This is a genomic window from Cytobacillus firmus DS1 (assembly GCF_000565285.1).
Classification (GTDB): Bacteria; Bacillota; Bacilli; order Bacillales; family Cytobacillaceae; genus Cytobacillus; species Cytobacillus firmus_A.
Window position 1 is genome coordinate 160,241 of sequence record NZ_APVL01000010.1, and the last position, 13,461, is coordinate 173,701.

The following is a 13,461-nucleotide window of genomic DNA, read 5'->3' on the forward strand; positions in this document are numbered from 1 at the left end:
GACTTTCCTACAAGCCCAATCTTCTGATCATCCCCCATTGCATCCTAGGTCTCTTCTCAAAAAGGTGCATGATTCCTCAGTCTTTAACGTAATAACAAATTTCTCTAGAAGACTAGCACATTATTCTCATTATTCCAAGACCGGGCCGTAATCATTTGGTGGGCCCGGTTTTGTTAATGGACCAGGGTACATGTCAGTTCTGGAATTCCTTATTTTTATCTTGTCTTATCCCCTATACTTGATCGTTAGTCCTTTTAAGAAGTTTCTGGCAAAATTGTCTAAGCAAACTTTATAATTTTTATGCCCTTCCTTTCTTAAAAAAGCTCCGAGCTCTCCTTTTGATACGTTTAATCCAGCTTTTTTGAATACATCTATCATGTCTTCTGTCGTTAAGGACAAGGCAATTTTGATTTTCTTTAAAAGGATATTGTTTATGTTTGAATAATTTTCAATGGACGGTGCTGGCGTATTGGTTTGACCTGGTTTTGGCTCCTGTTTACCTCTTTTATAGATAATAAAGCCATTTAAAAAAGTATTTAACATACTATTTGTCAATTTTATTTGGCTGTCATTTTCTTCTTCATCATCAGACTTTTTGAGGATTCTTACCACCTCTGGTACGGACACTTCTGCTCCTCCAAGTTTAAAGATCTCTGCCATTTCACTATTTTTGATTTCTAACGCGTATCTCAATCGAATTAATATATCATTATTATCCATGAATTAATTTCCTCCTATTTAATGCTCTTTGCCGCTTAACTATCTTCAGTCTATCATCACTTTAGCCTCACAATACATAGAAAACAGAAACATTTATGTTTAATTACCTAAAGAGAATTTATGAATGGCACAAAAAAACCGCACAGCATCCCACTATGCGGAAATCAAATCATATGTATTGTTGGCGGGACCGCCTGGGAATCGAACCCAGCTGACCACACACGGTGGTCACAAGCGGTTTTGAAGACCGTGGAGGGCACCAGCACCCCAATCAGCCCCGTAAAGACTCTTCTTATTATAAGGGCAAACTGGGCTGTTTTCAAGACTTATGCTTCCTTTCTTGTCGTTTCGAGGGACAAGGCTTATAATAAGGACAGGAAAATATATGTGTAGGTGAAGTAAATGCTAGAAGGCTGGTTTATGTACTTTATATTGTTCTGGGTTGTCATTCTGATTTCGTTCTTTGCGATTGGCGGCTTTTTTATGTTCCGCAAATTTTTAAAGCGCATGCCGAAAGAAGATGGCAAATCGGATCTGGATTGGGAAGAGCATTATGTCAATGAAACGCGGCATCTATGGCAGAAGAGGGAAAAAGATCTGCTGGAGGATCTTGTAAGTCCTGTGCCTGAACTGTTCAGGGATGTAGCAAGAATGAAGATTGCCGGTAAAATTGGAGAACTTGCTGTAAAAGAAAAGGCAGATCAAATTGACCAGGACCTCCTGATTCGCGGCTATATTCTAGCCACGCCGAAACGGGACCACAAATTCCTGCGCAAGAAATTGACAGAGAAACAGATAAGCATGACCCCATATGAACATTTGTTCTAAACCATTTCGGAACACCGGAATGGTTTTTTATATTTTCCGCCTTTAAGAAGGATACTCATAACCTTTATTGAATAGAAATGGAGAGTAACTCTATTCAAAAAGGAGTAATCCAATGACTACAAAAGAAGTTTTATTAAAACAGCTATCCGCATGCCTCGACCAGCCCAATTGGTTTGTTCCGTTATCATCTGCCACAGAAGGATTATCAGCAAAAGAAGCATCTTTTAAGTCAGGAACCGCCAATTCAGTCTGGCAGATCGTCACCCACCTTACCTTCTGGAATGACCGCTATTTAAGAAGATTCAAAGAATTGCCGCTCGCCCAAACTCATATCGCCAATGACGAAACATTCAGCACCAATGAATCCGTTACGGAAGAGGATTGGCAATCTGCCATAAAAGCTCTTCAAAACGTATTGTCTGAGTGGATCCAAGCCATTGAAGAATGCAGTGAAGAAAACCTGCTCTCATCCGCCTATAAGGAACCGATCGAACCCTGGTCGTCTGTCATTTCAAACTTAACCATCCACAACGCCTATCACATCGGTCAAATCGTAGAAATCAGGAAAATGTATGGACTATGGGACCCCGAAAATGGAGTCCATTAATTAACAATGGAAAGGCCGCCGTGTGCAATACCCGGCGGCTTTCAATCTATTATGTTGTTTTTGGATTCCCCGTTCCATTCAGCTCCTGATGAAGCTTCCGATAATTCAAATACATCGCAATTCTCCAAGGTACAATCATCGAAAATGCGAGAATCCAGAACATGCCGCTCAGCTGACCATAGTCGATGGTTGAGCTAAGAACTATTTTTCCAATGATGCGGATTACAAGCAACCCTATTAATATAAAAGCAAATGCTTTGGAGCGCTTCAGAAAAATTTCGCTTTCCCTGATTTCAAAGGAGGATGTTTTAATTAAAAGGATGGAAAACAGTAATCCAACCGTGGACGCTTCCAGGATCTCCATTGGAGTAACACGAAAATAAGGAACGGTAAACATAAGAGCACCTGTGCTCATAAAAATCGGCGGCAAGATGATTTTCTTGGCGGAGGCCGGCTTTTTTGCAGCCTTCATGCGGATGAACATCGCGATGATTGCCATAAATACGGCACCGATTGATGAAATTAATACAAAGTCCATTCGATTTCATCCTCTATTCCATTTTATTACTAACCATATTATATCTTAATAGGCTTAATTAAGGTACTCAGAAGGATAAAAGTTCATCAAAAAAAGCCGCTCCAGCTGATACCCGGACACATCCGTATGTCCAGGGTACCCAGAGTCAGCTCTTAACTTAATACCCGATTTACCGCTTCTAATACACGGCTTTCATCAAATGGTTTTATGATAAAATCTTTCGCTCCTGCTTCAATGGATTCCACTACTACCTTCTGCTGGCCCATGGCTGAACACATGATAACTTTTGCATTAGGGTTGTCCCTCTTAATTTCCCTGACAGCCTCAAGCCCGCTCATTTCGGGCATCGTGATGTCCATCATCACTAGATCTGGCTTCAGATTTACGAAAAGGTCCACTGCTTCCTTTCCGTTTTCCCCTTCTCCCACAATTTCATGGTCATCTTTTTTCAGAATACTGCTCAGGGTAACCCTCATAAACTTCGCATCATCTACTATTAAAATTCTCGCCACCATTTTTTCCCCCTTGTAGTGCATTGGAAGCTATATCTCTAGTATACTACATATATAGTAAAAAATACCCATAATAACATTTATTAAACATCTAGCAGAAAAAAAACATTCCTTTAGAGAGATACATTAATCCACTCCGAAAGAACACATATTTCAATATATCGAACTATCGAATAAATTTCAATTGAAAGAATATGACAAATTTCGACCACCAATCATAGCTCTTTTTCCTCATAACATAAAAAGAGGCACATTCCAACTTGAATGTGCCCCTGCTTTTAGAACCCAGTAAATCCGCCAAAAAACGGTGAAAGGAAAATAATGATTTTTGTCATCCAGTCAAAGAATAAAACAACACCCATGATCATCATCAATATACCGCCGATTTTCATAATCTTGGCACTGTTTCGCCTGATCCATTGCATTTTTCCGATGAAGAAGGAAAGAACAAAGAATGGAATAGCAAACCCAAGAATATAGGCAATCATATAAACCATTGCTGAATTAGGATTTGTGACTGCTAATGACCAAACCGCCCCTAATATTGGACCTGTACAGGGGGTCCAGCCTGCTGCGAATGCCATTCCGATCAGAACAGATCCCAGAAGGCCTGATGGACGGTTCTTAAATTCAAACCGCCTTTCTTTCATAAGAAATTCTGGCTTAATAATGCCTACAATTAATAATCCAAAGATAAATACAAAAATAGCGCCAATTTGCCTGATTAGATCCTGATATTGCTGAAAGAATTGACCAAGCAAGGTTGTTCCAAACCCAATTGCGATAAAAATGGCAGAAAATCCGATCAGGAAGAATAGTGTATGAAGCATGCTCCTTCTCTGCATCATCGCATTTTCTTCTTTAATCTCTCCTACAGACATTCCGGTGATATACGATAAAAAAGCCGGATATAATGGCAGGCAGCAAGGTGAAACAAAGCTTAAAAAGCCTGCCCCTAATGCAATAAATACATTCAAATCTGTCATATTCACAACTCCTGATACTCATTCATTCCAATTTCATTCTAACAAATCCCATCTAGAAAAGATAATGGATAGCATGTGAACATTTTGTGTCACAAGCTGCTGCTACTAAAATTCATATTAATTTTCAACCTGGAACATGTAATTTTAATGTAAATGTTACTAAAGTTTAAAACAAGTTTCTTTTGAATTTATTACCATAATTCGATATACTAGTAGAGATGTTAACAAATTCTGTTATTATCTATCAGCTTTTGACATGGATTCAAATTGGCAGAGAATACCCTACATATAAGAAATGATCAGAGAGGAACTATTGGCCATGTGTAAACAGGAACTGCTTACATTAATTGAACAAAAAAGATCAGAGTTAATTCAAGTGGCCATGAAAAGCGGCTTAAGCTCTTCCGCAGCAATCCGATACAGCCAGGAATTGGATGCCCTATTAAACGAATATAACCGAAGCTTCATTAAAAAAGTGCAGACACATTAAGAAACAGCCATGCAACCAATGCAGGCTGTTTTTTATATTTCGCCCCTCTGGTTCTAAACAGTTATTTATTAATGACAATCGATAATTTATAATTTGCATGCTTATTCAAGTCTGTTAAAAATTGAACTAACCGTCCATTGGACGGGAATTTGCATTCAAGCAGATAACAGCCATCTCCGCTGATTTTATAATTATGTATGATTTCCTTCTGTGCTTTCACAAATGTCAGATACGGCTGATGATTCATACTTTGAGTGATAACCGTAATAAAAGCATGGATGGAATTCCCTAATTTCTCCTGGTTCACTTTAATTGTGTATCCCTCAATTACGCCCTGATCTTCTAATTTCGTTACTCTCGATGCTGCTGCCTGGCCAGTTAAATGGACTTTCTCCCCCAGTTCCTTCATGGTGATCCGGCTGTTTCTGGAGAGTTCCTCCAATATACGCTGATCGGTGTGATCCAGCATTTTTTCAACTCCTTTCACTTTTCAAGTTAAATGGCAAAAAGACTTGACTTTATCTATGTAATTGCCAATGGGTCTTAGTATAAACTATACGTAAATCAAAGAAAAGGAGTACATTTATATGAATATACAGCTGATCCGCAACGCTACACTAGTTGTCCAATATGCAGGGAAAAAGTTTTTAATAGATCCCTTTTTAGCCGAACAGGGGACTTATCCGCCTTTTCCAAATTCATTAAGAAAAGACCAAAACAATCCTTTAACAGAGCTGCCAGTCTCCATTGATGAAATTATTCATAATGTGGATGCTGTTATTGTTACCCACCTGCATTTAGACCACTTTGATGATGCAGCCAAACAGGCATTGCCAAAGGACTTTAAAATCTTTGTGCAAAATGAAGAAGATGCTGCTGAAGTGAAAAATGCAGGTTTTAATAATATTGAAGTCCTCCATGAAAATACTGCTTTTGGAGATATCCAACTAATAAAAACAAAGGGCGAACATGGCAGGGGCGAAATTTTAAAACTGGCCGGTCTCGTTTGTGGAGTGGTCTTCAAACATCACAGCGAAAAAACACTTTATGCAGCAGGAGATACAGTTTGGTATGATGATGTTCAGGAAGTCATAGAATCACACAGACCTGAAGTCATTGTTGTAAATGGCGGAGATAATCAGTTTCTTGAAGGCGGCTCGCTTGTTATGGGGAAGGAGGATATTTATGAAGTTTCCAAAGCTGCCCCGGATGCCAATATTATTTCTGTCCATATGGAGGCAGTCAACCATTGGACACTATCAAAGGAAGAGTTAAAAAGCTATAGTAAAGACAAAGGCTTTTCCTATCAACTATTAGTGCCTGAAGATGGAGAATCCTGCTCCTTTTAATAGACAAAAAGACGTGTGGCCATTCACACGTCTTTTCTATTACCCTGCTGCATCCTCCACTTTTTCAGCAGACCCATTCTGAAGCAGATACATTTTATGATACAAGCCCCGCTTTGCAAGCAATTCCTGATGCGTTCCTCTTTCTACTATTTCCCCCTGATGAAGAACGAGAATCAATTCTGCATCCTGTATCGTAGACAATCGATGCGCAATCGCAATCGTTGTGCGGCCCTTCCGCATTTTTTCCAGTGCGGTTTGAATCGCTTCCTCTGTTTCTGTATCAATATTGGCTGTTGCTTCATCCAGTACAAGAATTTTCGGATTGACAGCAATCGTTCTTGCAAAAGCAATAAGCTGTCTTTGACCGCTTGAAAAAGTAGATCCCCGCTCCACCACCGGATGGTCATAACCGTCTTCCAACTTGTCTATGAATATATGAGCCTGAACAAACTGAGCTGCAGCTTCAATCTCAGCATCTGTCATACTCTCATTATGCAGCCTGATATTATCCTTAATCGTCCCATAAAAAAGGAAAGGATCTTGAAGGACGAGCCCCATCTTCTTGCGCAATTCTTCTGCTGGATAAGACTTAATGCTTTTTCCATCAATAAGTATATCGCCGCGCTCATATTCATAAAATCGCATCATTAAATTAATGATTGAGCTTTTTCCGCTGCCGGTATGGCCAACCAGGGCAACCGTTTCACCCTGCTTGGCTGTAAAAGAAATATTTTTCAATACATCCCTTTTGCCGTCATAGGTGAAGCTTAGGTTCCTGAATTCAATCTCTCCCTCCTTAATTACATCAGACAGTTTATCCACCTGTGCCGGTGCAAGTTCCTTTTCGTCCAGCAGGGCAAACGCTCTTGAAGCGGCAATGATTGCCTGCTGATACATGGACAGCCTCATCATAATCTGATTCACAGGCTCAAAAAAGCGGTCCAGATAGCTGACAAAGGCATACAGCACACCGATTTCAATCGGACTGTTAAAAGAAGAAATGCCAAAGAAGCTCAATACAATAATAAGTGCCAGAACATACACAAGGTCAATGGCCGGCCTTAACAGCAGCCCATCCATTTTGATATTGCGCATACCTGCTTGGTAATGCTGCTCATTGATATCGCCAAATTCCTTCCGCAGCCTTTTTTCCTGCCTGAAAACTTGTATGATGGACATTCCCTGCAGTGATTCACTCAGCTTTGCATTCAGCTGACTCAGCCTTTCTCTTAGATCCTTATAAAATACAGAACTGTATTTACGGTACGTACGAATGATCATATAAAGAATTGGGAGAATCACCAGGCAGGATAGAGCCAGCTTCACATTCAGGATAAACATCGCCACAAAGATCCCCGTCAGCAGGAAGGCACCCTGAATGAAAGTAACCAGGACACTGACAAACATATCTTTAATCGCCTCTGTATCATTGGTAACCCTCGATACAATGCTACCTGCAGGCGTTTTATCAAAGTATTTCAAGCCCAGTGACTGAACTTTTGAAAAAACATCCACACGCAGCTGCTGAATGATTTTAAGCGCAATTTCCTGAAATTTCAGCAGCTGAAAATAGGATACCAGCACATTCATGATCTGAATCCCCAGATATGCTCCACCAAGAGCAAATAACGGCTCGAAAACCAGGTTCCTTGGTGTTAAATAATCATCGATAAAAATTTTTACAAGAATCGGCCCCAATATGTCTCCAATCGTCGTTAACAGAAGCAGACTGAAGGCAAGTATGATTGTTTTCTTATGAGGTTTTGTATAGGTAAGAAGCCGGAATAGAACCTTCCGCTGCTCTTTCCCCTTCATAATCGGTATTTTTTCCATCGTCTTATCCCCCATGCTCCACAAGCTCTTCCAGCTGCTGGCGAAGATACATATTCTTATACCAGCCTTCTTCAGCCATCAGTTCTTCATGTGATCCCTGCTGAACAATTTCCCCTTCATCCAGCACCAATATGAGATCCGCATGCTGAATTGCGCTGAGCCTGTGTGCGGTAATGATCGTAGTCTTGCCTGCCCGCTCACCACGCAATGAAGTAAGGATCGCTTCCTCAGTTTTCGCATCAACGGCAGAAAGGGAGTCATCCAAAATCAATACTTCAGGATTCATTACAAGAGCCCTTGCAATGGAAATACGCTGCTTCTGCCCTCCGGAAAGCGAGACCCCTCTTTCACCCACAACGGTTTTATAGCCTTCAGTGAATTCGAGAATATCTTCATGGATACTGGCCAGTTTCGCTGCCGCATAAATATCTTCAAGGTCTGCATCCGGCCTCGTGAAAGCTATATTTTCAGCAACGGTGGCCGAGAACAGGAAATGCTCCTGCGGGACATAGCCAATCGCTTCCCTCAGCTTGTCGATTTTATAGCGGTTGATAGGTTGTCCCGAAAAAAGAATTTCCCCTTTATATCCTTCAAACTCACGGATCAATAGCTTCAGAAGTGTGGTTTTGCCCGCCCCTGTTTTACCCGCTATGCCGAGAGTCTCTCCTCTTTCCAATCTAAAATGAATATCCTCAAGCAGCGCTTCCTGTTCACCCGGATAGGCGAACTTCTCAATCTTGTACTCAATATCACCGCTCGGAACTTCATTGATGCCAGTTTCATCATCCTTAATATCGATTTCTTCTGCAAGAAGAGCAGAAACTCGATCATAAGAGGCGCGGCCTCTCTCGACAATGTTGAACAGCCAGCCAAATGCCAGCATTGGCCAAATCAGGAGACCTAGATAGGCAGTAAAAGAAACCAGCTGCCCGATTGTCAGCTCTCCTGCAATCACGTATCTTGATCCAAATGCAATAGATAGGAAGAAAGAGATCCCTACAATAATGCTGATCGTCGGATCAAACAAAGAATCAACACGTGCAACAGAAATATTTTTTTGCACTACATCTTCAGACTGCCTGCGGAAATCTTCAATATCTTCTTTTTCCTGGCCGAATGTCTTAATCACTTTAATTCCTGAAACACTTTCCTGAGTTTTGTCATTCAGTGAAGAAAAAGCCTCCTGTGCTTTGTGGAACTGTTTATGAAGAAGTGTTCCATACCAGCTTGTCAAAAGTGCCATGAACGGCATCGGAATCAGACTGATAAGTGTAAGCTTCCAGCTGATTGTTGTCGCCATGGCGATGATAACGAACCCGCCTGTCGCCAGTGAATCGACAAATGTGAGGACCCCCGCTCCTGCCGTCTGCTGAATCGCCTGCAGATCATTTGTTGCATGGGCCATCAAGTCCCCCACCCGCTTTTTCTGGTAGAAGGACTGTGACATATTCGTAAAATGCTGATAAAGCCTGTTGCGCAGGAGTTTGGACAGCTTAACCGCTGATCCAAAAATCATGATGCGCCAATAATAGCGGAGCACATACATCATGAGGGCTGCAACAGCAAGTATTCCTATCCACATTAATAAGGCTTTTGCAGTCAGCTCGCCATTTTTAATCGAGTCGACCACAATGCCGACCACCTTTGGCGGCACAAGCTGAAGCATTGCCACAAATAACAGCAGAATAATCCCGTTTACATAAGCCTTTTTCTCCTGCTTAAAAAACCACATCAAATCCAAAAAAACCTTCATACCCCATCCTCCGAAATTCGAAACATAATAGCTTAAATAGTTTAACAAATATTGAGAAAATAAGGAAGATTTTTTCTCACAAGAAAAAAGCACCCATTTGGATGCCTTATTGCCCTAATGATTCTATCCTGTTTATCAGGTTTGTTGCTTGATTAATGGTAGTGAACAGCTCTGAGTTCTCCAGCTGATCCAGCGCAAGGCTGCCGTTTTCCATTACTTTATTGATCTCAGCCAGAAGCGCTTCGTTCTGTGTAACCAGCTCCTGATGAACATCTTCTGCCAGCTTCGGGATATCCTTAATGGCGATAAACTCTTCAACTTCCTGCTTAAGTGTTGTCAATCTGTCTTCAAGTTCCTGTTTTAATGCCGGATCCGCTGCCGCCTCCTGAATCATTTGCGGCGCCTCTTCAGCAAAGTCGCTTAATGTATTGATATGCTCAGTCGCTTCATTAACATAATCAATGGAATTATTCACTTCTCCCAGAACGGAACAGCCGCTTAATAACATAGAAACGGTAAGGAGCCCGGTTAGAATTATTTTTTTCATTTGCTCGTTCCTTTCATGATTTGTCATAATATAAATACGGACTGTTTCAAAGAAGGTTTCATTATGGGTATAAAAAAACCACCTTCCTTGTATTGTAACAGAAAAGTGGTTTCCGATGGGATGCTTGTCCCTGATTACTTGCCAGTCTGCTTGTTCATGGCATTCATCATTTGGTTGATCTTCTTTTGAGATGGCTTCATGCCCATTTGCATCATCATCATTTTAAGCATTTGTTCATTAATTGGCGGATTTTTCTCCAGGTAGCTCATCATATATTTTCGAGCAATGAAAAATCCTAGTGCTACACCGGCAAGAAGCGCCAGTACACCAACTAGAATGTACATACCCATACTAACTTCCTCCTTCATGTTGTCTATCATACAGTGTACTAGACCAAAGGTTATTATACAATATTTGCTTCGTTTTTTCTCTTATTTTAGACGAATTTTCTCTCTTTTATCGGTTTTAGCCACCCATAGCGCTTATGCTGGAGGTCAACAGCCAGGAAGGAAGACTCGCTTTTTCGCAGCACTTCGAAAAATACCGTCTCGGCCTCATAGCTGCCAGCCGCTTCTAAAACCAGGCTCCGTTCAAATACTTCAAGCTTCGCCCTGCTTCTTTTGCTCATCTCTATATAGTATGCACTTTTTTCTATAATAAAGTCTTTTTTTCGCTGCAGCTGCTGATGGATATATTGATGCACTTTCAAACCCGGGATTGGCTTAGTCACAAAATCAATTTGCTTCGATAGAATAGACTTCATTTCACCTGATGAACACTCATACTCTTCAAACAACTGAAAAAACATTCGCTCTCTGCCAAAATAATGGGACGCAAATTCATCTTCTATTAAATACAATTGATAAGCTCTCATCTGGCCCCTCCTTCCGGGACAATCCATTTCTTTCAATTATAAGCAACCAAATATAAGGAATGTGTCTGAAGATGTTAAAAACTTTCACTAATTTTGTCGAAAACGAAGAATTCAGTTGATTATGAGGATTCTTGGTGGAAGAGCTGCTAAATTAGCTGATCAAAATAGTTACTATGTCATTTTCCCGTTTTACTGAAATGTAATCCTTTTTTTTGAAACACAAAAAAGGAAGAGCCTCTCAGCTCTCCCTCGTCAGTTAATATTATCCCTGCAGCAATGCTTTTACGCGTGCTACAACATTTTCAACTGTGAATCCGTATTCTTCCATAATCTTCTCACCTGGAGCAGATGCGCCGAAGGTATCGATTGCAAGAACATCGCCTTCGTCTCCTGCATAACGGTGCCATCCAAGTGAAGATCCCATTTCAATGGCAAGACGCTTCTTGACTGTCTTAGGAATTACGCTTTCTTTGTACTCTTTTGATTGAGCCTCGAAGCGATCCCAGGCAGGCATGCTTACTACAGATGCATGGATGCCTTCGCCTTCAAGCGCTTTTTGTGCTTCAACAGCCAGGCTTACCTCAGATCCTGCAGCAAGCAATAATACATCCGCACTGCTGTTGGAAGCTGGTGAAACAACATAAGCACCTTTTTGTACGCCTTCGTATGCCGCTGAATCCGTTCCTTTTAATGTAGGAAGGTTTTGACGGGTCAATACTAGTGCAGTTGGCTTGTTTGTTGATTCGATTGCTGTTTTCCATGCAGCTGCTGTTTCGTTTCCGTCAGCAGGGCGGACAACAGAAAGGTTTGGCATTGCACGCAATGCAGCAAGCTGTTCTACAGGCTCGTGTGTAGGGCCGTCTTCACCGACAGCGATACTGTCATGTGTGAAAACATACGTTACAGGCAGATTCATAAGTGCAGCCAGACGGATTGCCGGGCGCAGGTAATCAGAGAACACGAAGAATGTTCCGCCGAAAACTTTTAATCCGCCGTGAAGAGCCATACCATTCAATGCAGCACCCATTGCAAATTCACGTACACCGAACCAGATGTTGCGGCCGTCAAATGATTCAGCCGTAAAGTCACCCGTACCTTTTATCATTGTTTTGTTAGAGCCTGCAAGGTCAGCAGATCCCCCAAAGAATGAAGGCAGATTTTGCGCGATTGCATTTAGCACTTCACCGGAAGAAGCGCGGCTTGCTAGGCTCTTCCCTTCTTCATAAACAGGGATGTCTTTATCCCAGCCTTCAGTAAGCTCACCATTGATCGCCTGCTCCAGCTGTTTTCCTAACTCAGGATGAGATTCTTTGTATTGAGCAAAAAGGGTTTCCCATTCCTGCTGCTTTTTCTCACCGTTTTCAACAACTTGCTGTTTAAAGTGATCATATACTTCCTGTGGAACATGAAAGTCTTCTTCAAATGTCCATTTATATGCTTCTTTTGTTAATTTCAATTCATCAGCACCAAGAGGAGCACCGTGAACATCAGATTTGCCTGATTTGTTTGGAGAACCGTAGCCAATGACCGTTTTTACTTCGATCATTGTCGGACGGTTTTCGTCTTGCTTTGCTTCTTCAATTGCTTTTGCAATTTCGTGGAGATCATTGCCGTCATCTACACGGATGTACTGCCAGCCGTATGACTTGAAGCGCTGTTCAACACTTTCAGAGAAAGACTTATCAAGGTCTCCATCAAGTGAGATATCATTTGAATCATAAAGAACAACCAATCTGCCCAGCTTCAGATGTCCAGCAAGGGAAGCAGCTTCAGCCGAAACCCCTTCCATAAGGTCTCCGTCACCGCAGATGCTGTATGTATAATGATCAACAACATTGAAGTTGCCTTTATTGTATGTTGCAGCCAGGTGGCGTTCAGCCATAGCCATACCGACAGCCATAGCAATACCTTGTCCTAATGGGCCTGTTGTTGCGTCAACACCAGGAGTATGGCCGAATTCAGGGTGGCCAGGCGTCTTGCTTCCCCACTGTCTGAACTCTTTAATGTCATTCATGGAAACATCATAACCGGAAAGATGAAGAAGGCTGTATAAAAGCATAGAACCATGTCCGGCAGAAAGGACAAAACGGTCACGGTTGAACCAGTCTGGATTTTTCGGATTGTGGTTCATGAAGCGTGTCCAAAGTGTATAAGCCATTGGAGCAGCTCCCATTGGCATGCCCGGATGGCCGGAGTTTGCCTTTTCAATGGCGTCAATTGATAAAGTACGAATGGAACTGATGGATAGTTCATCTGTGTGATTAAACATTCAATACATCCTTTCGAGTAGTAATTCTTCACTCTTTTAATATTATCGGGTGTCCCTTTTTTTCACAACCAATAGGGTCAGGTAAAGGGCAAAAAAAGCCGGTTTGTTACTATATTGACACAAAAAGACCCGGCATATGTAAAAAAAGCGGAGAT

General features: G+C 41.5%; 15 protein-coding genes and 1 tRNA gene. 4 read left to right on the forward strand and 12 right to left on the reverse strand.

Going from position 1 to position 13,461, the window contains the following annotated elements; genetic code table 11:
• Nucleotides 1-225: 225 nt before the first annotated feature.
• Both PBF_RS14695 and PBF_RS25875 read right to left on the reverse strand, forming a co-directional pair.
• Nucleotides 226-720: a DUF1456 family protein gene (locus PBF_RS14695; protein WP_035330646.1), complete on the reverse strand. Its 495-nt coding sequence runs from the start codon at nt 718-720 to the stop codon at nt 226-228.
• 182 nt (nt 721-902) lie between these two features.
• Nucleotides 903-999, reverse strand: a tRNA-Sec gene (locus PBF_RS25875).
• Between the two features lie 123 nt (nt 1,000-1,122).
• Here PBF_RS25875 and PBF_RS14705 point away from each other — a divergent pair.
• Together PBF_RS14705 and PBF_RS14710 are read left to right on the forward strand one after the other, a co-directional pair.
• On the forward strand, nt 1,123-1,548 hold the full coding sequence (locus tag PBF_RS14705) for a DUF2621 domain-containing protein (RefSeq protein WP_035330650.1): 426 nt from the start codon (nt 1,123-1,125) through the stop codon (nt 1,546-1,548).
• A gap of 112 nt (nt 1,549-1,660) precedes the next feature.
• Nucleotides 1,661-2,155 carry a DinB family protein gene (locus PBF_RS14710; protein WP_035330652.1) on the forward strand — a complete coding sequence of 165 codons (495 nt, stop codon included), beginning with the start codon at nt 1,661-1,663 and terminating at the stop codon, nt 2,153-2,155.
• A 49-nt stretch (nt 2,156-2,204) separates the two neighbouring features.
• Here PBF_RS14710 and PBF_RS14715 read toward each other — a convergent pair whose 3' ends face one another.
• The 3 genes from PBF_RS14715 to PBF_RS14725 form a co-directional block, all read right to left on the reverse strand.
• Entirely contained in the window at nt 2,205-2,693 is a 489-nt protein-coding gene (locus PBF_RS14715; RefSeq protein WP_035330654.1) for a CcdC family protein, read from the reverse strand.
• Between the two features lie 152 nt (nt 2,694-2,845).
• Nucleotides 2,846-3,205, reverse strand: coding sequence for a response regulator (locus PBF_RS14720; RefSeq protein ID WP_035330744.1), 360 nt, complete (start codon nt 3,203-3,205; stop codon nt 2,846-2,848).
• 278 nt (nt 3,206-3,483) lie between these two features.
• Entirely contained in the window at nt 3,484-4,191 is a 708-nt protein-coding gene (locus PBF_RS14725) for a cytochrome c biogenesis CcdA family protein (RefSeq protein WP_035330656.1), read from the reverse strand.
• Nucleotides 4,192-4,510: 319 nt separating this feature from the next.
• Between PBF_RS14725 and PBF_RS14730 the strand changes: the two genes are divergently transcribed.
• Nucleotides 4,511-4,681, forward strand: a complete 171-nt coding sequence (locus tag PBF_RS14730) for an aspartyl-phosphate phosphatase Spo0E family protein (protein WP_035330658.1) — start codon at nt 4,511-4,513, stop codon at nt 4,679-4,681.
• 61 nt (nt 4,682-4,742) lie between these two features.
• Here the strand turns inward: PBF_RS14730 and PBF_RS14735 are convergent, their stop codons facing one another.
• Nucleotides 4,743-5,150, reverse strand: coding sequence for an Lrp/AsnC family transcriptional regulator (locus PBF_RS14735; RefSeq protein ID WP_035330660.1), 408 nt, complete (start codon nt 5,148-5,150; stop codon nt 4,743-4,745).
• Between the two features lie 118 nt (nt 5,151-5,268).
• Between PBF_RS14735 and PBF_RS14740 the strand changes: the two genes are divergently transcribed.
• Complete coding sequence (locus PBF_RS14740) at nt 5,269-6,030, forward strand: MBL fold metallo-hydrolase (protein ID WP_035330661.1); 762 nt, start codon at nt 5,269-5,271, stop codon at nt 6,028-6,030.
• Between the two features lie 39 nt (nt 6,031-6,069).
• On the opposite strand, the gene PBF_RS14745 is transcribed toward PBF_RS14740, so the two are convergent.
• The 6 genes from PBF_RS14745 to tkt all read right to left on the reverse strand — a co-directional run bounded on the left by PBF_RS14745 (nt 6,070) and on the right by tkt (nt 13,306).
• A complete protein-coding gene (locus PBF_RS14745; protein ID WP_035330663.1) occupies nt 6,070-7,863 on the reverse strand; it encodes an ABC transporter ATP-binding protein in 1,794 nt (597 codons plus the stop codon).
• Between the two features lie 4 nt (nt 7,864-7,867).
• Nucleotides 7,868-9,616 (reverse strand): ABC transporter transmembrane domain-containing protein, encoded by a 1,749-nt coding sequence (locus tag PBF_RS14750; RefSeq protein ID WP_035330665.1) that lies wholly within the window; start codon nt 9,614-9,616, stop codon nt 7,868-7,870.
• 106 nt (nt 9,617-9,722) lie between these two features.
• Nucleotides 9,723-10,163 (reverse strand): DUF6376 family protein, encoded by a 441-nt coding sequence (locus tag PBF_RS14755; RefSeq protein ID WP_235192262.1) that lies wholly within the window; start codon nt 10,161-10,163, stop codon nt 9,723-9,725.
• Between the two features lie 134 nt (nt 10,164-10,297).
• Nucleotides 10,298-10,513, reverse strand: coding sequence for a YneF family protein (locus tag PBF_RS14760; RefSeq protein WP_009330559.1), 216 nt, complete (start codon nt 10,511-10,513; stop codon nt 10,298-10,300).
• An 86-nt stretch (nt 10,514-10,599) separates the two neighbouring features.
• Nucleotides 10,600-11,037 (reverse strand): sporulation inhibitor of replication protein SirA, encoded by a 438-nt coding sequence (gene sirA, locus PBF_RS14765; RefSeq protein WP_035330668.1) that lies wholly within the window; start codon nt 11,035-11,037, stop codon nt 10,600-10,602.
• Nucleotides 11,038-11,299: 262 nt separating this feature from the next.
• Entirely contained in the window at nt 11,300-13,306 is a 2,007-nt protein-coding gene (gene tkt / locus PBF_RS14770; RefSeq protein ID WP_035330670.1) for a transketolase, read from the reverse strand.
• Nucleotides 13,307-13,461: the final 155 nt, after the last annotated feature.